General features: G+C 55.0%; 22 protein-coding genes. 4 read left to right on the top strand and 18 right to left on the bottom strand.

Annotation, left to right across the window (positions count from 1 at the left end):
• Positions 1–6 precede the first annotated feature (6 nt).
• The 15 genes from phnO to LY264_RS22470 all read right to left on the bottom strand — a co-directional run bounded on the left by phnO (position 7) and on the right by LY264_RS22470 (position 11,568).
• Complete coding sequence (phnO, locus tag LY264_RS22540) at positions 7–441, bottom strand: aminoalkylphosphonate N-acetyltransferase (RefSeq protein WP_048215113.1); 435 nt, start codon at positions 439–441, stop codon at positions 7–9.
• On the bottom strand, positions 428–982 hold the full coding sequence (phnN, locus tag LY264_RS22535) for a ribose 1,5-bisphosphokinase (RefSeq protein WP_048215112.1): 555 nt from the start codon (positions 980–982) through the stop codon (positions 428–430). Before phnN ends, phnO begins: the two co-directional genes overlap by 14 nt.
• Before the next feature lie 2 nt (positions 983–984).
• Entirely contained in the window at positions 985–2,121 is a 1,137-nt protein-coding gene (gene phnM, locus LY264_RS22530; protein WP_048227465.1) for an alpha-D-ribose 1-methylphosphonate 5-triphosphate diphosphatase, read from the bottom strand.
• Positions 2,118–2,804 (bottom strand): phosphonate C-P lyase system protein PhnL, encoded by a 687-nt coding sequence (phnL, locus tag LY264_RS22525; protein ID WP_048227464.1) that lies wholly within the window; start codon positions 2,802–2,804, stop codon positions 2,118–2,120. The genes phnM and phnL overlap by 4 nt, the downstream gene beginning before the upstream one ends.
• A 513-nt stretch (positions 2,805–3,317) precedes the next feature.
• Positions 3,318–4,076: a phosphonate C-P lyase system protein PhnK gene (gene phnK / locus LY264_RS22520; RefSeq protein WP_048227463.1), complete on the bottom strand. Its 759-nt coding sequence runs from the start codon at positions 4,074–4,076 to the stop codon at positions 3,318–3,320.
• The gene (phnJ, locus tag LY264_RS22515) at positions 4,073–4,864 is read right to left on the bottom strand and encodes an alpha-D-ribose 1-methylphosphonate 5-phosphate C-P-lyase PhnJ (RefSeq protein WP_234096745.1); all 792 of its coding nucleotides are present in this window, start codon (positions 4,862–4,864) and stop codon (positions 4,073–4,075) included. The genes phnK and phnJ overlap by 4 nt, the downstream gene beginning before the upstream one ends.
• 46 nt (positions 4,865–4,910) lie before the next feature.
• Positions 4,911–5,978, bottom strand: coding sequence for a carbon-phosphorus lyase complex subunit (locus LY264_RS22510; protein WP_071692477.1), 1,068 nt, complete (start codon positions 5,976–5,978; stop codon positions 4,911–4,913).
• Positions 5,978–6,574 carry a phosphonate C-P lyase system protein PhnH gene (gene phnH, locus LY264_RS22505; protein WP_008786957.1) on the bottom strand — a complete coding sequence of 199 codons (597 nt, stop codon included), beginning with the start codon at positions 6,572–6,574 and terminating at the stop codon, positions 5,978–5,980. The genes LY264_RS22510 and phnH overlap by 1 nt, the downstream gene beginning before the upstream one ends.
• Positions 6,571–7,023, bottom strand: a complete 453-nt coding sequence (phnG, locus tag LY264_RS22500) for a phosphonate C-P lyase system protein PhnG (RefSeq protein ID WP_048227460.1) — start codon at positions 7,021–7,023, stop codon at positions 6,571–6,573. The genes phnH and phnG overlap by 4 nt, the downstream gene beginning before the upstream one ends.
• Positions 7,024–7,749, bottom strand: coding sequence for a phosphonate metabolism transcriptional regulator PhnF (phnF, locus tag LY264_RS22495; protein ID WP_048227459.1), 726 nt, complete (start codon positions 7,747–7,749; stop codon positions 7,024–7,026).
• A 20-nt stretch (positions 7,750–7,769) separates the two neighbouring features.
• Positions 7,770–8,549, bottom strand: coding sequence for a phosphonate ABC transporter, permease protein PhnE (gene phnE, locus LY264_RS22490; protein WP_038636402.1), 780 nt, complete (start codon positions 8,547–8,549; stop codon positions 7,770–7,772).
• A gap of 133 nt (positions 8,550–8,682) precedes the next feature.
• Entirely contained in the window at positions 8,683–9,699 is a 1,017-nt protein-coding gene (gene phnD, locus LY264_RS22485; RefSeq protein ID WP_008786961.1) for a phosphonate ABC transporter substrate-binding protein, read from the bottom strand.
• 23 nt (positions 9,700–9,722) lie between these two features.
• Positions 9,723–10,511 carry a phosphonate ABC transporter ATP-binding protein gene (phnC, locus tag LY264_RS22480; protein WP_048227458.1) on the bottom strand — a complete coding sequence of 263 codons (789 nt, stop codon included), beginning with the start codon at positions 10,509–10,511 and terminating at the stop codon, positions 9,723–9,725.
• Positions 10,512–10,643: 132 nt separating this feature from the next.
• Positions 10,644–11,093 carry a VOC family metalloprotein YjdN gene (yjdN, locus tag LY264_RS22475; protein WP_048227457.1) on the bottom strand — a complete coding sequence of 150 codons (450 nt, stop codon included), beginning with the start codon at positions 11,091–11,093 and terminating at the stop codon, positions 10,644–10,646.
• Positions 11,094–11,232: 139 nt separating this feature from the next.
• Positions 11,233–11,568 carry a zinc ribbon domain-containing protein YjdM gene (locus LY264_RS22470; RefSeq protein ID WP_003031835.1) on the bottom strand — a complete coding sequence of 112 codons (336 nt, stop codon included), beginning with the start codon at positions 11,566–11,568 and terminating at the stop codon, positions 11,233–11,235.
• Between the two features lie 541 nt (positions 11,569–12,109).
• On the opposite strand from LY264_RS22470, the gene crfC reads away from it, so the two are divergent.
• On the top strand, positions 12,110–14,467 hold the full coding sequence (gene crfC / locus LY264_RS22465) for a clamp-binding protein CrfC (protein ID WP_048227456.1): 2,358 nt from the start codon (positions 12,110–12,112) through the stop codon (positions 14,465–14,467).
• Positions 14,464–15,357, top strand: coding sequence for a diguanylate cyclase regulator RdcB family protein (locus LY264_RS22460; RefSeq protein WP_048227455.1), 894 nt, complete (start codon positions 14,464–14,466; stop codon positions 15,355–15,357). Before crfC ends, LY264_RS22460 begins: the two co-directional genes overlap by 4 nt.
• 30 nt (positions 15,358–15,387) lie before the next feature.
• On the opposite strand, the gene kdgT is transcribed toward LY264_RS22460, so the two are convergent.
• A complete protein-coding gene (gene kdgT / locus LY264_RS22455) occupies positions 15,388–16,386 on the bottom strand; it encodes a 2-keto-3-deoxygluconate transporter (RefSeq protein ID WP_048227454.1) in 999 nt (332 codons plus the stop codon).
• Between the two features lie 699 nt (positions 16,387–17,085).
• On the opposite strand from kdgT, the gene proP reads away from it, so the two are divergent.
• Both proP and pmrR read left to right on the top strand, forming a co-directional pair.
• The gene (gene proP, locus LY264_RS22450) at positions 17,086–18,588 is read left to right on the top strand and encodes a glycine betaine/L-proline transporter ProP (RefSeq protein ID WP_003826737.1); all 1,503 of its coding nucleotides are present in this window, start codon (positions 17,086–17,088) and stop codon (positions 18,586–18,588) included.
• Positions 18,589–19,052: 464 nt separating this feature from the next.
• On the top strand, positions 19,053–19,142 hold the full coding sequence (gene pmrR, locus LY264_RS22445) for an LpxT activity modulator PmrR (protein WP_003826741.1): 90 nt from the start codon (positions 19,053–19,055) through the stop codon (positions 19,140–19,142).
• Here the strand turns inward: pmrR and pmrB are convergent.
• Entirely contained in the window at positions 19,136–20,209 is a 1,074-nt protein-coding gene (gene pmrB / locus LY264_RS22440; RefSeq protein WP_103015279.1) for a two-component system sensor histidine kinase PmrB, read from the bottom strand. The genes pmrR and pmrB overlap by 7 nt on opposite strands.
• Before the next feature lie 9 nt (positions 20,210–20,218).
• On the bottom strand, positions 20,219–20,887 hold the full coding sequence (gene pmrA / locus LY264_RS22435; RefSeq protein ID WP_008786966.1) for a two-component system response regulator PmrA: 669 nt from the start codon (positions 20,885–20,887) through the stop codon (positions 20,219–20,221).
• Positions 20,888–20,891 lie beyond the last annotated feature (4 nt).

The raw sequence follows: 20,891 nt of genomic DNA, 5'->3' as shown, positions 1-20,891 counted from the left end.
CTCCCCCTACAACGGTTTAGTGAAGCGAAAATGGCTCTGGGTATAGCCTTCGCGCTGATAAAAACGGTGAGCGTTAAGGCGTTGAGTGCTGGTGGAAAGCTCGGTCATCTCTGCACCCGCTTCGCGCGCGGTGGCTTCGGCCCAGGCCAGTAACTGACTGCCTACCGTTAATCCTCGCGCCTGCGGCATCACCACCAGTTCCTGTATTTCGCCAATCCAGTTAGCGTGGTGCAGATGAAACTGCAGGTGCAGACCGATCAAGCCGACGACCTGTCCGTCGAGCAGCGCCAGTTGGTAGTGCATATTGGGATCTTGCAGATTTGCGGCGTACCCGGCACTAAAGGCCTGCAGGTCGAATTGACCCTGTTTCAACTCACAGATGAGCGCATAAACCGCATCGGTATCGTATAGCGTTGCGCGGCGTAATTCACAGACAGACATGTTTCTTCTCCTTGCGTCCCATCAGTGTGAGTAGTGTATCGACAGACTGTAGTAAACTTCCATCGTTGTTCAGGACGTGGCAGTCATACGGGGCGTAGCGGGCTGCGCGCTCAAGACGGGCGGCGATTTCCGTTTCGCTCTCCCGTCCACGAGCCTGCAAGCGCTGGCGTAAAATCGCCGGAGAAACCTGTAAGCAAATGGAGAGTAAAGATGTGCCGTAACGGGCCTGCGCCTGGGGCAGATGTGCACGCGAGCCGTTGACCACCACATCAAAACCGGCGTGTAGCCAGAGGTCAATCTCCACACCAACGCCGTAGTAGAAGCCATTGGCGTGCCAGCTCAGTGCCAGCAGGTTCTGCCCGGCGCGGGTAAAAAATTCTTGTTCGCTCAGCGCAATATGATTTTCATTCCCGGCGTTGGCGGCGCGGGTGATGTAACGGTGCGCCACCAGCAGTTGCGCCGGTTCCTGCTGGCGGAGTTCGGCCAGCAGACTGTCCTTACCGGAGCCGGATGGCCCCATCAGCCAGATCAGTTTACCCATAGTCAGAATACCCTTTTGCCCTGACGCCAGACGTGGTCGATATGGATGTTGCCGCCTTTGCGGTGTGCCAGCACCAGATCCGCGCGTTTGCCTTCGGCTACAACGCCACGATCGTCGAGATTTAATGCCCGCGCCGGATTGCGGGTCACCATGTGAATGGCCTGCGGCAGGGTAAAGCGGTTGGCGTCGTCATCCGCCACGCGAAATGCCGCGTCGAGCAGGCTGGCGGGGTAGTAATCGGAAGAAAGAATATCCAGTAGCCCCAGCTCAGCCAGCTTATGCGCCGCCACATTGCCGGAATGAGATCCTCCGCGCACGATGTTCGGCGCGCCCATCAGCACGTTCATACCATGCAGGCGCGAGGCTTCAGCCGCTTCGAAGGTGGTGGGAAATTCGGCGATCACGCTGCCAAGCTGGTGCGATTCCAGCACATGATCATGGGTGGCATCATCATGGCTCGCCAGCGCAATCTGGCGCTCACGACACATCTGGGCAATCGCCGCGCGATTGGGCTGTGACCAACGCGCCGCCAGCGCTAACTGTTCTTCTTCATAGCGGGCCATCTGCTCGTCGGTGAGCGAATACTTGCCTTGATAATACTCGCGGTACTTCTCGCGATTGGCGAACTGACGCTGGCCTGGCGAGTGATCCATCAGCGACACCAGCGTTACCGGCTCGCGGCTGACCAGTTTTTCAAACAGCGGCAGGGTAGTGTGATGCGGCAGCTCACAGCGCAGGTGCAGGCGATGCTCGGCGCGATTGACCCCGCGCTTTTGCGTCTCTTCGACTGCATTGATCATCTTCTCCAGATTTTCCAGACGGTCGCCGCCGTCGCGTACATCGCCAATTGCCACCGCGTCCAGCACGGTGGTAATGCCGCTGGCGACCATTAGCGCGTCGTGACTGCTCATCGCCGAGTGGGCAGGCCAGTCTACCTTCGGGCGCGGGGTGAAAAATTTGTCGAGATTATCGGTATGCAGCTCGATAAGCCCTGGTAGCAGCCAGCCGCCTTCGCCGTCCAGCGCCTCAGGTAGACGGCTCTGGGTTTCGGCAAAGGCGCGAATAACGCCGCCCTCAATTTCCAGCGATCCTTGCACCACTTCATCTTCCAGCACCAGCTTTACGTTGTTAATAATCATGCTGTGGTTCCCATCAGGTGCAGACGATCCGCTACGCGGTCGCGCACGGTTTGATCGTGAAAAATGCCGACAATGGCTGCGCCGCGGGCTTTCGCTTCTTCAATCAATGCAACGACGGCGGCGCTATTTTTGGCGTCCAATGAGGCGGTAGGCTCATCGAGTAGCAGAATCGGGTAATCGACGATAAACCCGCGGGCGATGTTGACGCGCTGCTGCTCGCCACCGGAAAAGGTTGATGGCGCAAGGTGCCACAGGCGTTCCGGTACGTTCAGGCGGGTAAGCAGGTTAGCTGCTTTGGCTGTACACTCCTCACGGGAGACCCCCAGATCCAGCAGCGGTTGCATCACCACGTCCAGCGCGGAAATCCTCGGGATCACGCGCAGGAACTGGCTCACCCAGCCGATGGTTGAACGGCGAACCTCCAGTACTTTGCGCGCCGGGGCCTGCACCAGATCGACCCATTCATCGCTGTGGCGGATGTGGATGTGTCCTTCATCCGGCAGGTAGTTGGCGTACAGCGAACGCAGCAATGTAGATTTGCCGCTGCCCGAGTGACCGTGCAGCACCACGCATTCGCCGCTTTTAACGTCCAGAGTGGCGTTTTGCAGCACCGGCAGACGCACGCCGTTTTGCTGATGCAGGACAAAGGTTTTACTGACATTTTCAACGCGGATCGCGTTCATTTTTAGCCTCTTTAGACATTTTTGCGTTCAATTGCCTGATGGCGCTTCGCTTATCAGGCCTACAACCAATGACGCTCCGTAGGCCGGATAAGACGTAGCCGCCATCCGGCACAAGCGATACCACTCCGTAGGCCGGATAAGGCATAGCCGCCATCCGGCACAAGCGATGCCGCTCCGTAGGCCGGATAAGGCATAGCCGCCATCCGGCACAAGCGATGCCGCTCCGTAGGCCGGATAAGGCGCAGCCGCCATCCGGCACAAGCGATACCGCTCCGTAGGCCGGATAAGGCATAGCCACCATCCGGCACAAGCGATACCACTCCGTAGGCCGGATAAGGCATAGCCACCATCCGGCACAAGCGATACCACTCCGTAGGCCGGATAAGGCATAGCCGCCATCCGGCACAAGCGATGCCGCTCCGTAGGCCGGATAAGGCATAGCCACCATCCGGCGCAAGCGATACCGCTCCGTAGGCCGGATAAGGCATAGCCGCCATCCGGCACAACAAAAAATCAGTTCTGCAACACCGACGACACCAGCAACTGGGTATACGGATGATGCGGGTCGTCGAGTACGCGGTCGGTTAACCCACTTTCCACCACCTGACCCTGCTTCATCACCAGCAAACGGTCCGCCAGTAGACGCGCCACGCCCAGATCGTGGGTGACAATCACCACCGCCAGATCCAGTTCCACCACCAGGCCACGCAGCAAATCCAGCAGTTTGGCCTGTACCGACACGTCCAGCCCGCCGGTGGGTTCATCCATAAACACCAGCTTTGGGTGGGTGACGAGGTTGCGGGCAATCTGCAGGCGCTGCTGCATGCCGCCAGAAAAGGTGGTGGGCAGATCGTCGATACGCGAGGCAGGGATCTCTACCTCCTCCAGCCAGCGCTGCGCGGTGGCGCGGATGTCGCCATAGTGGCGCGCGCCGGTGGCCATCAGGCGTTCGCCGATATTGCCGCCTGCGGAGACCTGACGGCGAAGGCCATCCAGCGGATGCTGATGCACCACGCCCCATTCGGTGCGCAGCAGACGGCGACGGTCGGCCTCATTCATGCCGTACAGCGAACGGTTCTGATACAAAATCTCACCGCTCTGCGGCGTCAGCCGTGAAGAGATCGATTTCAGCAGGGTGGTTTTGCCGGAACCGGACTCGCCGACGATGCCCAGCACTTCGCCAGGCCACAGGTTAAACGAGACGTCGCTGAAGCCTTTGCCCGGCGCGTAGAGATGGGTCAGGTTGTTGACTGAAAGCAGCGGTTGCGTCATTTGCTGAGGGCCTCGCTCTGTTGGCGGCAGTAGTCGGTGTCGGAGCAGACAAACATGCGTTTGCCGGTGTCATCGAGCACCACTTCATCGAGATAGCTGTGGGTTGAGCCGCAGATGGCGCAAGGCTCATCCCAGCTCTGCACGGTAAACGGGTGATCGTCGAAATCGAGGCTCTCTACGCGGGTGTAAGGTGGAACGGCATAGATGCGTTTTTCGCGACCTGCGCCAAACAGTTGCAGGGCCGGCATCATGTCCATCTTCGGATTGTCGAATTTCGGGATGGGCGACGGGTCCATGACGTAGCGGTTATTGACCTTCACCGGATAGGCGTAGGTGGTGGCGATATGGCCGAAGCGGGCGATATCTTCATACAGTTTCACCTGCATGATGCCGTACTCTTCCAGCGCGTGCATGGTGCGAGTTTCCGTTTCACGCGGTTCGATAAAGCGCAGCGGCTCAGGGATCGGTACCTGGAAGATGATTATCTGATCTTCCACCAGCGGCGTTTCCGGGATGCGGTGGCGGGTCTGGATCAGCGTCGCATCTTCCGTACGCTCAGTGGTATTCACCCCGGTCACACGCTTGAAGAAATTACGAATCGACACGGCGTTAGTGGTGTCGTCTGCGCCCTGGTCAATCACCTTCAGTACGTCCGGCTCGCCAATCACGCTGGCGGTAAGCTGAATACCGCCGGTTCCCCAGCCGTAGGGCATCGGCATTTCACGTCCGCCAAACGGGACCTGGTAACCCGGGATTGCCACCGCTTTCAGAATTGCGCGGCGGATCATGCGTTTGGTCTGCTCATCAAGATAGGCAAAGTTGTAGCCGGAGAGGTTAGTGGTCACGGGTGGCCTCCTGTTGCAGGCGTTTGAGCAGTTCCAGTTCGGCCTGGAAATCGACGTAATGGGGAAGTTTGAGGTGCGAAACAAAACCCGCCGCCTCGACGTTATCCGCATGCGCCAGCACGAACTCTTCGTCCTGCGCCGGTCCTGTGACCGTTTCATCGTATTCGGCTGCCTGTAGGGCGCGGTCCACCAGCGCCATCGCCATCGCTTTACGTTCGCTCATACCGAACACCAGCCCGTAGCCGCGGGTAAAATGGGGAGATTCGTTTTCTGGTGCGACAAACCCGTTCACCATTTCGCATTCGGTCATCAGCAGTTCGCCGACGTTCACCGCAAATCCCAGCTCTTCCGGTACGGTTTCCAGTGCCACATAGCCGCTGCGGATTTCGGTGGCAAACGGGTGGTTGCGCCCGTAGCCGCGCTGGGTGGAGTAGGCCAACGCCAGCAGATAGCCCTCATCACCGCGCATCAGCTGTTGCAGACGTGAAGCACGTGAGCAGGGGTAAACCGGCGGCGTGCGGGTGATGTCGTCGGGTGTCGCGCCATCATCCTCTTCACGCTTTGCCAGCCCCTGGTTGGCCAGCAGGGAAAAAACGTGCGGGGAGGCATCCTGCGCGCTATCCGCGCAGCGCAGAGGCGGCGTTTCGCCATTGGCCAGCAGGGTAAAATCCAGCAGGCGATGGGTGTAGTCATAGGTTGGACCCAACAGTTGCCCGCCGGGAATATCTTTGTAGACCGCCGAGATTCGGCGCTCAAGGCGCATTTCTGCGCTGTTAACCGGTTCACTGACCGCCACTTTTGCCAGCGTAGTGCGGTAGGCGCGGAGCAAGAAGATGGCTTCGACGTTATCGCCGCTGGCCTGCTTCAGCGCCAGTGCCGCCAGTTCGCGGTCGGCAATGCCGCCTTCGGTCATCACCCGGTCAACGGCCAGGTTCATCTGCTGTTCGATTTGCGCCACGCTCAGTTCAGCTATGGTTTCATCGCCCCGGCGTCGGTTTTCCTGTAGGGCGTGGGCGTTGGCTATCGCCTTTTCGCCCCCTTTGACGGCGACGTACATCAGCACACCTCCACATGGGTGGTTCGCGGAATAGCCAGCAGGCGTTCGCCGCAGGTGAGGATCAAATCGACCCCCAGTGGGAACGGGTGCGGGCGTTCGGTGAGTTCGTGAATCAGGCATTCCGGCAGCTGTGGCGCGATCATGCGCTCTTCGGCAATGCCCGCTCCGGTCAGACGCAGCATGCGTCCGCCGCTTAAGCCAGAGACCTGCACAATCAGCGTGGCGCTGGTCTCTGGCGCGACGGCTGAACCGGCGGAGAGGGCGTTAAGCTGTTCGCTGCTGATGCGCTCGTCGGCGACGGCAAAGGCCGCCAGCTGCGGCTGATCCACCAGCGGCGCGTTGGTATGAAAACGCAGGTTCTGGCGGGCAATATCGTTATCCATCGACGGCGCCAGCCAGACCGGCGTGTCGCCATCGACCAGGGTCAGCAGCACGCTGGTGGTCGCCAGACCCAGCGGCTGCCAGCCGTGTTTCAGTTGATGCAGGGCGACGATTACGCCCGGTTCGCTCATGGCTTTCAGCAGGCGACGAAAGCTCTGCTGAGCATCCTGAACGGGTAAATTAAAAGCGGTCAGAAGTGCTGTAGATCGTGTCATGCGTTATCTCCGCGTACCAGCGTGAAGAAGTCGACCCGGCTGGCGTTGACTTCGGCACGGCGTGCGTTAATCAGCGCATCGCGTTCCGCTTCCAGCGGGGCAATTAAGGTTTCCATTAGGTTCTGGAAATGCGTTTGTTCCTGCAGCAGTGCGTCAATCACCGCGCACTGCTCGGCATGTTGTTTATTGCGTCCCAGCAGGTAGCTGTAACCCAGCGTGCCGCTCTGCAGGCGTACCACTGCGCGGGTAAGCGTGGTGTCGCCAGCAAAGAAGCGGTTGCCGGTACCGCCCATACGGGCCTGGATCTGCATCAGTCCGCTTTCCGGAGCGCGGATAAGTTCATAGTCCGGCGTTAGTTTGAGCGCGGTGATGCGGGCGTTCAGGGCATCGGCATTGCTGTAAGCCAGCGCGCGCATCCAGCGCTGGCGGGTGGCGGTATCGAAATGCATTCAGTGCTCCATAGTGAATTCGATCATGTCGGCGCGGGTCAGGCTGACGGAGTATTCCGCCGCGTGTTCTTCGCCTTCACGGTGGTTCAGGGTGCGCACGCACAGCAGCGGCGCCATATTGGGGATTTCCAGTACCTTGCTCTCTTTGGCCTGCGCGCGGCGGGCGCTGATGCGCGTTTGCGTGCGTAGCAGCGTCAGACCGGACTGTTCGCGCAGGTAGTCATGCAGTGAACCGCTGTTGAAGCCTTGCAGCAGCGGCCACAGCGAGAGGTCGGAAAAATAGTGGTCGATCTGGCACAGTGCGATACCGTTAACCCGGCGCAGGGTGCGCAGGTGAATCACGTTATCGCCCTCGTTTATGCTGAGCGCATCGGCAATGTGGCTGGAGGCCGGACGCAGCACCGCCAGCAGTTTTTCGCTGGTGGGATGGCTGCCCTGGTCCAGCAGATTCTGACTAAAGCGCGCCTGGGCATTAAGCGGGTAATCGAACGGGCGCGTCAGCACCAGCACGCCGACGCCCTGACGACGCTGAACCCAACCGCGTTCAACCAACTGGTCAATGGCGCGGCGCAGGGTGTGGCGGTTTACCTCGTAGCGCGCGGCAAGCTGCTGCTCGGCGGGCAGATAGTCACCGCAGCGATAATGTTGACGTAGCTCCTGCTCAAGTCTCGCGGCAATTTCCTGATAACGCGTTGGATAACTGGTCGGATGTGTAGACAAGTGCATAGCAATCAATGCCTCGCTAATCAGATAAAGTGCTTACGCAAACGCTGGGAAAGGAAATCCAACAGGCTGACGGTGACGATGATTAACACCATCAAGGCGCAGGTTTGCTGGAACTGAAAGCCGCGAATCGCTTCCCATAAGGTCACGCCAATACCGCCTGCACCCACCATTCCGACCACCGTGGCCGAGCGAACGTTGGATTCAAAGCGATACAGCGAGTAGGAGATAAGCAGCGGCATCACCTGCGGCAGAACGCCGTACAGAATCTCTTCAATTTTGTTGGCACCGGTGGCGCGAATGCCTTCTACCGGACCTGGCTCAATAGCTTCTACCGCTTCGGAAAGCAGTTTGGAGAGCACCCCGGTAGTGTGGATAAACAGCGCCATCACCCCGGCGAATGGGCCTAAGCCGACGGCGACCACGAACAGCATCGCGAAGACCATTTCATTGATGGCGCGGCAGGCGTCCATCGCTCTGCGCATCGGCTGGTAAATCCACCACGGCACGAGGTTATCGGCGCACATCAGGCCGAAGGGAATTGATAGCACAACGGCAAGGGCAGTCCCCCAGACGGCAATTTGCAGGGTGACGGCCATTTCACCGAGATAGTCCTGCCACTGGCTGAAGTCCGGCGGGAAGAAGTCGGCGGCGAAGGTCGCCATATTGCCGGAATCCTGGATCAGCGTGAGCGGGGCCATTTCGGCACCTTTCCACGAGACCACCAGCACGGCGAGAAGAATGGCCCAGCTCAGCAGCGAGAACCAGCTACGTTTGGGCGGGGCGACGGTGATGGTTTGCATGTTTAGCTCCTGGGTGTCGATGTTTCGGGTCTGTTGTAGGCCGGATAAGGTGCTGGCACCGCCATCCGGCATGGAATCCCTTGCATTGCCTGATGGCGCTGCGCTTATCAGGCCTACAATTTGGTCACCAGGTTTACTGCACCGCTTTGGTGACGCTGGTCATAGCGCCCAGTGCGGCGGTCAGACGGTCAAGGTCATCGAGCTGCGCTTTCAATGCCGAGGTTTTGCTGGTTTTCTCTTCCTCGTTCAGCCCTTTGTTGTCCTTCACACCCTGCATCTCTTTAAACAGTGCCAGCTGGCGAATCGGCACCAGTTGCAGATCGCTGGAGGCGCGGAACGGTGCCCATCCCAGGCGTTCCAGTACGGTTTTCTGTTCCGGCGTTTTGCCGTAATTCATAAAGAAGTCGTACACCTTGTCCTTGGTGGTTTCGGAGAGGTTTTTACGCCAGACGATCGGATCGCCCGGGATCAGCGGCGACTTCCAGATCACCTTCAGTTCTTTCAGTTTTTCCGGCGCGGAAGTTTTCAGCTTGTCGAGGTTTTCGGTGTTGTTGGTGGCGACATCGACCTGCTTGTTGGCGACGGCCAGCGCGTTGGTTTCGTGTCCGGCGTTAACGGTGCGTTTGAAGTCGCTGGCGGAGATGTTGTTTTTGGCGAAGACGTAGTAACCGGGGACGAGGAAGCCTGACGTTGAGTTGGGATCGCCGTTGCCGAAGGTCAGATCCTTACGTTTGGCGATCAGATCGTTCAGGTTATTGATCGGACTGTCTTTGTTAACGATCAACACGCTCCAGTAACCTGGGGATCCGTCGGCGGCGACGGTCTGGGCAAACACTTGCCCATTAGCGCGATCCACCGCTTCCATTGCCGAGAGGTTGCCGTACCAGGCGATATCAACTTTGTTAAAGCGCATTCCCTGGATGATCCCGGCGTAGTCCGGGGCGAAGAAGGCGTTCACTTTCACGCCCAGTGATTTTTCCATGTCCTTCAGGAACGGTTCCCACTGCGGTTTCAGGTTTTGCTGTGATTCGGTCGAAATAATGCCAAAGTTCAGCGCTTTTTCCTGCTCTTCGGCATGGGCCGGGGTGAGCAGTGTGCTGAGACTAAACATGCTGGTGAAAGCCAGCGCGGCAACGGTCTTATAGCTCATTTCCATTCCTCATTGTGGGGATGTCAGGCAGCCTGCGCGTTCTGTTCGACGCGGTTCATGCTGCGGTAGAGATGGTCAAAACGATCGTTATCAAAATGCTGGCTGCTGCCATCAAAGAAGACGTTGCCCTGGCGCAGCGCGACGATGCGTTCGCAGTAGCGCAGGGCGTAATCCACCTGATGCAGCGTGACGACCACGGTGATGCCGTCGGTCTGGTTTATGTCGCGTAGGGTGTCCATCACGATCCGTGCGGATTCCGGGTCCAGCGAAGCAATCGGCTCATCGGCGAGGATCACTTTGGCCTGCTGCATCAGCGCGCGGGCGATTGCGACACGCTGCTGCTGACCGCCCGAAAGCGTGGAAACGCGCTGGTATGCAAAGTGCGCCATGCCCACGCGGGTCAGCGCCTGGAGCGCGCGCTGTTTTTGTTCCTGGCTAAACCAGCTAAAACAGGTACGCCAGAACGGCGTGCTGCCGAGCGCGCCAATCAGGACGTTCTCCAGCACCGTCAGGCGGTTCACCAGATTGAACTGCTGGAAGATGTAGCCGGTGTGGGCGCGGCTTTTGCGGATATCGCGCGCCAGGCGGCCTTCATGTTGAACGGTGCGGCCCAGCAGCTCGACGCGGCTACCGGGGGATTTATTACCGGTGATCAAACCGCTTAAATGACGTAAAAGGGTGGATTTGCCGGAGCCAGACGGCCCAAGCAGAGCCACCATCTCACCGGAACAGATGTTCAGATCAACCGCATTGAGCGCCTGATGTTGATTGAAGGACTTGGAGAGTTTCTCGACGCGAATAATCGTTTGCATGATGCGGCCTCCCTAAAAAAGTGGCCCCATCGTGGCGGATTAATGTGACGTTTTCGTTAAGGGATGGTTACTCGACGATGAAGAGTTGAGTGCTATTTGATGACAGTACGGGAGGGCTGGCCTCCCGTTGGATTACTCTGTAGGGTGTTGCTGTTGTTTGACGACGTTGATCATCCACGGCACGCCATACTGGTCGCTCACTTTACCGAAACCGTGGGCCCAGAAGGTTTCCTGCCAGTCCATTTCGATTTTTCCGTTTGCTGCCAGGTTATCAAACCAGCGTTTGCCTTCATCGACGTTTTGCGTGTCGAGCACCAGCGTGAAGCCAGAGTAGTGAGCATTTCCGTGCGGGGCGCTATCGCTCATCATGATGTCACTGCCCGCAACGCGCAGGTTGGCGTGGGCGATGGCGGTGTCGGGGAATTTCATGCCTGAAGGGCAACCATCTTCGCTTGCCTGCGCCGATTTGGGCATTTCACCGAAGTTGATTTTGTAGAGTAGCTCAGCGCCTAACGTTTTTTGATAGTAGGCGATAGCGTCAGCGCAGTTGCCTGCAAAGGAGATATAGGGACTTAACGGCATAATCTTTACCTCAGGTAAAAGAAGCCAATTAAGTGTAGTTAGCGTCTGCAAAAATAAACCAGGCGGGAAGTATGAGCTTCCCGCCTGGCAGATGAGCTGGTGTTGACCTGATTAGCGTCGCGTTATCAGGCAATTAGCATCAGTTCTTTTTCACAAACTCAGATTTCAGCTTCATTGGGCCAAAGCCATCGATTTTGCAATCGATGTTGTGGTCACCTTCAACCAGACGAATGTTTTTCACTTTGGTACCAATCTTCAGCATGGAAGAGCTACCTTTTACCTTCAGGTCTTTCACGACGGTAACGCTGTCGCCGTCAGCCAGCAGGTTGCCGTTGGCATCTTTAACGATCAGTTCGTCGCTGTCCTGCGCCGGTTCAGCATCGTTCCATTCGTGAGCGCATTCCGGGCAGATGAACATGCCGTTATCTTCGTAAGTGTATTCGGAGTTGCATTGCGGGCAGTGTGGTAATGACATGTGGATTTCCTCAAAAGTCAGCAGGGGCAAATGCGCCCAAAAAATGGCAGATTGCCGAAAAAGGCCGCAATTATACATAAAATCCCTGCATTTGTCGGGACTACTGCGCGATTACGCAAAATGATCTGCTGTAAAGACCCTCTGCTTTCACCTCAATGAAAGTATGGCGGAATATTTTTTAAGGGAAATTGCTACGCTTAGATATTTAAGATAAGGTGAGGCGAAATATCTGATATTCATAGGTAACATTGCTTAGAAATGCCTAAGTCATTGTGATTGAATATCATTGAACCCCTTAAATTTAGTAGGGGGATTCCGCTGGCATTTTTTAAAACTGAACTACGCTGTCTATCTTTCTTACTTATTTTCATAAGTGAGAGGCATCAGGCCAGCGGTTATACACCAAATTTATTTTAATAATATCAATTGGTTGTTTTGATTTTAATTATTTCTATACGTAATTATAAAAGCCAAAAAATCTATAAATAAAACGATTGGGCTAAATAAAAGTAATGCCATTTGCGTTAAGGAAAAATTTTCCATGCACACACAGACAATTTATGAATTAAGTCAGGAAGCGGAACGCTTGCTGATGCTCTCGCTTGAACATCTCAGGCAATTGCAAAAATTGCCCGTGACCTCGTTGGATGATGTCGCGCTAAAACAAGGAGAGCATAGCAGTCAGGTTGTTCAGCCCCTGCATTTCAGCGCGCGTGGCATGGATGTCCAGCAAGCAACGCTCAATAATGAGCTGCGCAAGATTACGCGTCTGGAAATGGTGCTGGCGATTGTTGGCACGATGAAAGCGGGAAAATCGACGACGATTAACGCGATTGTGGGGACAGAGGTGTTACCTAATCGTAATCGCCCCATGACGGCGTTACCAACGCTAATACGCCATACGCCGGGGCAGAAAGAGCCGGTGCTGCATTTTTCACATGTCGCGCCGATCGATGCCTTAATGAAGGTTTTGCAGCAACGCGTGCGCGAGTGCGATCGCCTGCGTCTTACGCAGACCCTGGAAATTGACAAGGATATGAATGTCCTGCTGCAACATATTGAAAATGGTGTGGCATTTGAACGGTATTATCTTGGCGCACAGCCTATTTTCCATTGTCTTAAAAGCCTGAACGACCTGGTGCGCCTGTCAAAAGCATTGGACGTTGATTTTCCTTTTGCTGCCTATGCTGCGATTGAGCATATTCCGGTTATTGAGGTTGAATTTGTCCATTTGGCTGGACAGGCAAGCTACCCAGGGCAATTAACGCTGCTGGATACGCCGGGGCCGAACGAGGCGGGACAACCGCACTTACAAAAAATGCTCAATGAACAGCTGGTGCGGGCCTCTGCGGTGCTGGCGGTGTTGGATTACACCCAACTGAAATCGATTTCCGATGAGGAAGTGCGTCAGGCGATTATGGCGGTCGGCAAGTCAGTTCCTCTGTATGCGCTGGTGAACAAGTTCGATCAGAAAGACCGCAACAGTGACGATGAAGACCAGGTGCGGGCGTTGATTTCCGGCACATTGATGCAAGGCGGAATCGCCCCTGAAAGAATTTATCCGGTCTCCTCAATGTGGGGCTATCTGGCGAACAGGGCGCGTCATGAGCTGACGATGCGCGGGCGACTGCCGGATCATCAGGAGCAACGTTGGGTGCAGGATTTTGCCGAAGCGGCGCTTGGCAGACGCTGGCGCACCACCGATCTTGACGATACGGAACACATCCGCCATGCCGCCGACCTGTTGTGGGAAGACTCGCTGTTTGAACAGCCGATCCAGAAAGTGATCCACGCCGCTTATGCTAATGCTTCGTTGTATGCGCTTCGCTCTGCGTCACATAAGTTATTGAACTATGCACAAAGCGTGCACGAATATCTGGAATTTCGCGCCCACGGGTTAACGGTCGCCTATGACAAACTGCGGCTGAACATCACGCATATTGAAGAGGATATGCAGCAGTTAGAAGTGAGCCAGGGGCGGGTGAGCGATGAAGTCAGCCATGAAGTAGAACTGGCGCTGGAGGCTGCCGCTGCCTATCTCAGTGAGCAACAGACTGAGATTCTTTGCGGTATCAATACGTTCTTTGTCAAAGATAACGTCCTGATGATGTCACAACACGGTCTGGGGAATGCTGTGAATACGGCAGAAATGGCCGGAGAGATGTTGGTGCTGCATGATGAAGGGCAGGCGAAAATTGTGTTAGATAAAATTCGCTCATCCTGTGAGGGGGTATTGCTGGCGGCGCAGGAAAGCATCAGCCGGGACTTAGCCCTGCGTTTTGAACAGCTTGAGTCGACGCTCTCCCGGGCGCTAAATGACGCGATGCGGCCAATTGAGCAAAGGGTGAAAGAGGAGCTAAACCACGCCGGTTTTCGTGCGCGGATCCGTTTTCCAGCGTTCCATACGGCGATGTTTAATTTCAATACCCGCCAATTGTTTAACGAGGCCATTGAGCAGGATATTCCGGCAGAAAATGCGCCGTCTACTGGCGGTGTGGTGCGTGACACTTTCTCTCGTTGGCTAAATCAACCCAACTGGGGATGGAATGATTACGTCGAAACAAAAACGCGTTATCTCATTGATATGGGCGCATTGCATAAAAACCTTGTGCAGTACGTCTCCCAGTTTTGCCAACAAATTCGTAAAGCTTTAGCTGCTCAGGTCGATATCTCCGTTACGGCTGGCATGGCCACATTTTTTGCTGATTTCTCTCTGTGCCTGGCGCAATTGCAGGCGAGTCTGAGTGAGAGCCTGACGCTACGCCAACAAAATGAATCGGCGGTGAATGCAATGAATGAGCAATTGCAGCAGCGCATTACGATTGCGGCATGGCTTTATGAAGATTCCCGATTGCTGCGTGACGATATCAATACCCTTTTTGCAACCGAGCACACATGACTAACGTTTTACTGGAAGGCCCCGGGAGGACGCTGGAGTGTGTCTACCCGAAGTTTATGGTCGATCTGGTTCAGGGAGATGAAACCAAACGTTCCGGCGGTTTTCTGCAACAGCAGAAGCGGCTGCGTGCGCGTCTGACGCAGGAAGTGTTATCCCAAACGCAACTGCGTGCGTGGGTGATGGCGGGAGTGTCCAGCGAGCATCTGGTGATGCGCCTTAAGCTGGTGGAGAAGCTGGCAGGCATGATTGACCCGGGTCATCTGGCGCTGGTACGGATCGCCGAAGGGCTGATGTTTTTGCAACAAACAGAACACCCGCGTGGGCTTTCAACCCCCGGTCTTTTACAGCAAATAAATTCACTGACTGACTGGTTTACCCAACGCGCGGCGTATAAAGAGAAGGCGCTGACCCAGCGCGGCCTCACGGTTCAGGCGGGCGAGCATAGCGAACAAATTTTTACCCGCTGGCGGGCTGGCGCGTATGACGGCTGGTCGTTACCAGGACGCTGTTTTGTCGCGCTGGAGGAGCTACGTTGGGGGGCTTTTGGTGATGCCTGCCGGTTAGCGAATGCCGATGTGGTGTTAATGCTAAAAGATAACCTGCGAACCATGGCGGCTCAGGCATTGGCGGACAGCGTGAATGCAGCGCCCGCTACGCGTCATTACTATCATCATTGGCTCAGCACGCCAGCTGTCGGCGGATCGGGCGAGTATAACGATATGCTGAGCTGGCTGGGGAGCTGGTGCGATGCGCAACGCCATCCGGTAAGCTGGTCGGTGACGCAGCGGTGGCAAAACGTGGCCTTGGGGATGCCGCGATTGTGTTCGGCAAAGCGGCTGGTCGATGCGATGGTTGAGGAGATTTTTGCACCGACCCTGCTCGTCAATTGAGCAGGGCTGGTGAGTAGGATAAAGGCAGGTTTAGTGGTGCAGAGAGTCTGCCGGGGTGGCCACCGCTTCGTTGGTGACCAGGTTTTTATTAAAACGTTTGGCGTACAGCGCGGTGATAATCGGCACCAGAATGGCGGTGACAATTACGCTGGCGGCAACCAGCGCCGTAGCGGATGCGGCAACCGGTTCGAACGCTGGGTTAATCTGGGCGATAATCACCGGGTTTGCTACCGCAGCGCCTGCTGCTGAAGAGGCTGCAACGCCTGCCGTACCGTTCCCGCCACCAATAACACGGTCAGCAATAATCAGCGGGATACCGGTGATGACGATAACCGCGACACCCAGCATGATACCCAGCAGACCGGTATCAACGATCACGCTCAGGTTAATAGTGTTACCCAACGCGAAGCCGAAGAACGGGATCAACACCGGTGTGGCTTTGCTGAAGAAAGAACGCAGGTCGTGATCCAGGTTGCCCAACGTAAAGCCAATCAGGAACGGTAATACCGCGCCGATGAAATGGTGTGGCTCGAAGGAGGCCAGACCCGCAGAGCCGAGGATCACCATGGTCATTAACGGACCGGATTCCAGAGACATCAACACAAATGCGCCGGACTCTTCTTTGGTGCCGTACTGGTTCATCAGGCTGGCGTACAAACCACCGTTGGTCATGTCCATTGCGGAGACAATTGCCAAAACTGAGAGGCCTGCAAAGAACCCGGTTTGAATACCGGTATCAGGAATAAATGAAGCAGCAATCATTGCCACTACCCACGCCACGGCTATTTTGGTTATTACCAGCGTACCGGACTTGCGTAATACCGTACCGGTTGCCCGCAAATCAATAGATGCGCCGATACAAAAAAACCACACTGCCAGAATCGGTACCGTTCCGCTGATCATTCCTTTGGTAAACGAACCGAAATACGCACCGGTATCCGGAGCTAACGTATTTAACACTGCGCCTAATAACAGAGGAATCAACATCATTCCGCCGGGGATGCGTTCAATCGTGGCTTTAATTTTCATAAACGTCCTCATGTCTTGTCGCTGCTAAAACTCGCGCAAGAGGGTAAAAATTAATAAATTCAAATGGTTACTGGTATTTCTTGACAAAGAAAATCGCTATCTCTTTGTTTTATAAAATCTAACGCGGCATACGTTGAGCGTGTTGCTGCTCCCAGGGATATTGCGTCTGGAATTAGTTTGCATTCATGGGAACATTGATTCAATCAAAATAAAACGATGTTTTAGTTATCTTCATCACATATTCCGAGCAAAAGTTCCCGGCCGCTCTGATTATTAAAAAAGCTGTGATCTTTTTGTGAAGGGATTAGGTGGTTTTTTTGCTAGCAGAATAATAGTGACCGCTGTGATTGTTGGTGCAATAAAGCGATTTATTCTTGTATTTAATTGTCAGTAAATCGCAAGCATTACATGTAAAAAAGCTGACTAAGAATGACCTAATTTACGCATGTTGACGAAATGAAAAACTATATGTGAAGTTGATCACAAATTTAAACGCTGTTAGGGTAAAGAGGTCATTAACCGCCCAATCAGGCGTCAACAGGTTCGGTTGTACTGTGCGTTTCTCGTCAGTGTAAGTAAACCTGCTACGCTTGTTACAGGGAATGCGCCTGTGCATTCCCCGCTCGGTGATGACCCTGACGCATGGGCGTTAGGGGACTCGAACTGGAGCGTGACAGGGCTAAGTCTATGAGGACGAGTATGCTAAAAAGGAAAAAAATAAAACCGATAACGCTGCGCGACGTTACCATCATTGATGACGGTAAATTGCGAAAAGCCATTACCGCAGCGTCGTTAGGTAATGCGATGGAGTGGTTCGATTTTGGTGTTTATGGATTTGTTGCTTACGCATTAGGTAAAGTGTTCTTCCCGGGGGCTGACCCCAGCGTGCAGATGGTTGCTGCACTCGCCACCTTCTCTGTTCCCTTTCTGATTCGACCGCTTGGCGGATTGTTCTTCGGTATGCTCGGCGATAAATACGGTCGTCAGAAGATACTCGCTATCACCATCGTGATCATGTCGATCAGTACATTCTGTATCGGTCTTATTCCCTCTTATGCCTCAATTGGTATCTGGGCACCGATTCTGCTGTTGCTGTGTAAGATGGCGCAGGGGTTCTCGGTCGGCGGAGAGTATACCGGGGCATCGATTTTTGTCGCAGAGTACTCGCCAGACCGTAAGCGCGGATTTATGGGCAGTTGGCTGGACTTCGGCTCGATTGCCGGGTTTGTGCTGGGCGCGGGCGTGGTGGTCCTGATCTCAACTATCGTCGGCGAGGATAACTTCCTTGAGTGGGGCTGGCGTATTCCGTTCTTCCTGGCGCTACCGTTAGGGCTGATTGGTTTGTACCTGCGCCATGCGCTGGAAGAGACGCCGGCGTTCCAGCAGCACGTGGATAAACTGGAGCAGGGCGATCGTCAGGGTCTGCAGGAAGGTCCTAAGGTCTCGTTTAAAGAGATTGCGACTAAGCACTGGCGCAGCCTGTTGGCATGTGTTGGTCTGGTGATTGCCACCAACGTCACCTACTACATGCTGCTCACCTATATGCCGAGCTATCTGTCGCATAACCTGCATTACTCTGAAGACCACGGCGTGTTGATTATTATCGCCATCATGATTGGTATGCTGTTTGTGCAGCCGATTATGGGGTTGCTCAGCGACCGTTTTGGGCGTCGTCCGTTTGTGATCATGGGCAGTATTGCGCTGTTTGTGCTGGCGATTCCGGCATTTATTCTGATTAACAGTAACGTTATCGGCCTGATTTTCGCCGGGTTGCTGATGTTGGCGGTGATCCTCAACTGCTTTACCGGGGTGATGGCGTCAACGTTACCGGCGATGTTCCCGACGCATATTCGCTACAGTGCGCTGGCCGCCGCGTTTAATATCTCGGTATTAATCGCCGGTCTGACTCCGACATTGGCCGCATGGCTGGTGGAAAGCTCGCAGAATCTGATGATGCCCGCTTATTATCTGATGGTGATTGCGGTAGTAGGTTTGATTACCGGCGTGACCATGAAAGAGACGGCTAATCAGCCGCTGAAAGGCGCGACACCTGCTGCTTCGGATATTCAGGAAGCGAAAGAGATCCTCGGCGAACACTACGATAACATTGAACAGAAAATCGAAGATATCGATCAGGAAATTGCTGAGCTACAGGTTAAGCGCACGCGTCTGGTGCAGCAGCATCCGCGTATTGAAGAGTAACGGTATTATTGCCTGATGGCACTACGTTTATCAGGCCTACGGGCAGCATTGTACTCAGTAGGCCGGATAAGGCGCTAGCCGCCATCCGGCGCATGGCCCGGGCATTCGTGTTATTGCCTGATGGCACTACGTTTATCAGGCCTACGGGCAGCATTGTACTCAGTAGGCCGGATAAGGCGCTAGCCGCCATCCGGCGCATGGCCCGGGCATTCGTGTTAATGCCTGATGGCACTACGTTTATCAGGCCTACGGGCAGCATTGTACTCAGTAGGCCGGATAAGGCGCTAGCCGCCATCCGGCGCATGGCCTGGACATTCGTGTTATTGCCTGATGGCACTATGCTTATCGGGCCTACGGGCAGCATTGTACTCAGTAGGTCGGATAAGGTGTCTTATGATATCAACTTAAGGTTGGCTTAATCTGTGTCAGGCAAACTCTCCTCCATAGTTTCGGAGGAGAGTGTCATGAAAACCCGTATTTATGAAAGTTTGACCACCGTGTGCAGCGTGCTGATCGTCAGCAGCTTTTTGTATGTGTGGGTGAGCTCTTACTGATTTTTCGCCAATTCCACCCATGCGCGAGTGCCGCTGGCTCCCTGGCGATTTTGCAGATAGAAATGCCCGTGATGTAACTGGGTGATGCGACTGACAATGCTCAGCCCCAGCCCAATCCCACCAAAACGGCTGTCCATACGGACGAATGCTTTACTCAACTCCCCGCATTTACTTTCATCAATGCCCGGCCCTTCATCCTCGACGGCCAGGACGGCATCATGCTCGGTGTTCAGGCTAATCGTAATATGGGTGCCTTCCGGGCTGTAACGATGCGCGTTTTCCACCAGATTTCGTAGCAGCATCCGCAACAGCGTAGCATCGCCACGCACGACAACGTCCGCCGCGCTTTGTGGCAGGAGCAGCGTCTGTTTCCGTTGGTCCAGCATGGTGCTGAGTTCATCGTAAGAGGGCAGAATAACGTCCTCCAGCAGTTTGACATGCTGATAGCTCCCGGCCGAAAACGACTGTCCGACGCGGGCGAGTTGCAGCAGCTGCGATACGCTGTCCATCATTTGATCAAGGCGGGCAATCAACGGCGTAACGTCGACCTTATGGGTTTTGGATAATAATTCCAGATGCAGGCGAACGCCTGACAGCGGTGTGCGCAGTTCGTGGGCGACATCGGCGGTAAATAAACGTTCGTTTTCAATAGTGCTGGTCAGCCGCGTTACCAGGTCATTGAGCGCTGAGACAACGGCCTGGATCTCAACGGTTGAGCTGTGAATTTCAATCGGGGCCAGGTTATCGGCTGCTCGTGCCTCTAACTCTTTTTGCAGATCGGCAAGGGGACGGGTTATTCGTCGCACCGCCTGGTAGCAAATTAGCAGCGTCAGGCTGACCATAAAGATGCCGGGGACGATCAGGCTGGCGATAGCCTCGCGGATCTCATGCATGATGTGGCGATCGTTGTTACGGTTATCGCGCAGCGCCTGTTCGAATAACTGTATTTGCTCGGTACTTTCGTGCCACAACCAGAAGGTGCTAATGAGCTGAAAGACCAGCAGAATTAGACCGATCGTCAGTATTAACCGTTGGCGAAGAGGGAGAGGTCGTTTTAGATATTGCAGCAGCTTCACTTAGCTTTCCTCAGTGGCGACCAGCATATAGCCAAATCCCCTGACCGTGCGGATACGTGATTTCCCCACTTTATCGCGCAGATTATGGATGTGGACTTCCAGAGTATTGGTCGACGGTTCGTTATCCCAACTGTAGATGTCGTTATACAGAATTTCCCGGTGAACAGGACTGCCTGCCTTGAGCATCAGACGCGACAGGAGCGCGTATTCTTTCGGCGTTAAGATAACCTCTTGTCCGTCCATCCACACCTGGCGACGACCGATATTCAGCGTCAGATTGCTGACAATTAATTCACTTTCACCCTGATTGTTGTGGCGACGCAGAAGTGCCCGGATGCGGGCGTGCAGTTCTTCCAGTGCGAACGGTTTGACCAGATAGTCATCGGCACCCACGTCCAGCCCGCTGACCCGGTCTTTGAGCGTGTCACGGGCGGTGAGGATCAGCACGGGGAGAGAGTATTTCTTCTGTCTGATGCGGGTCAGGAAGTGCAAGCCGTCTTCATCCGGCAAGCCCAGGTCCAGAACAACCAGACTGTAATGTCCGGTCTCCAGACACTGCTCGGCTGCACGGGCGGTTGACACGCCATCACAGGCGTAGCCTTCTGTTTGCGCAGCGAGTATCAGTCCCTGTAATAACAACGTATCGTCTTCAACAATCAGGATTTTCATTCGT

Origin of the sequence: Citrobacter portucalensis (genome assembly GCF_023374935.1) — a bacterium.
GTDB classification, from domain to species: Bacteria; Pseudomonadota; Gammaproteobacteria; order Enterobacterales; family Enterobacteriaceae; genus Citrobacter; species Citrobacter portucalensis.
The sequence above is the reverse complement of the archived record's forward strand: the minus strand, read 5'-3'. Positions and strand labels throughout refer to the sequence as shown.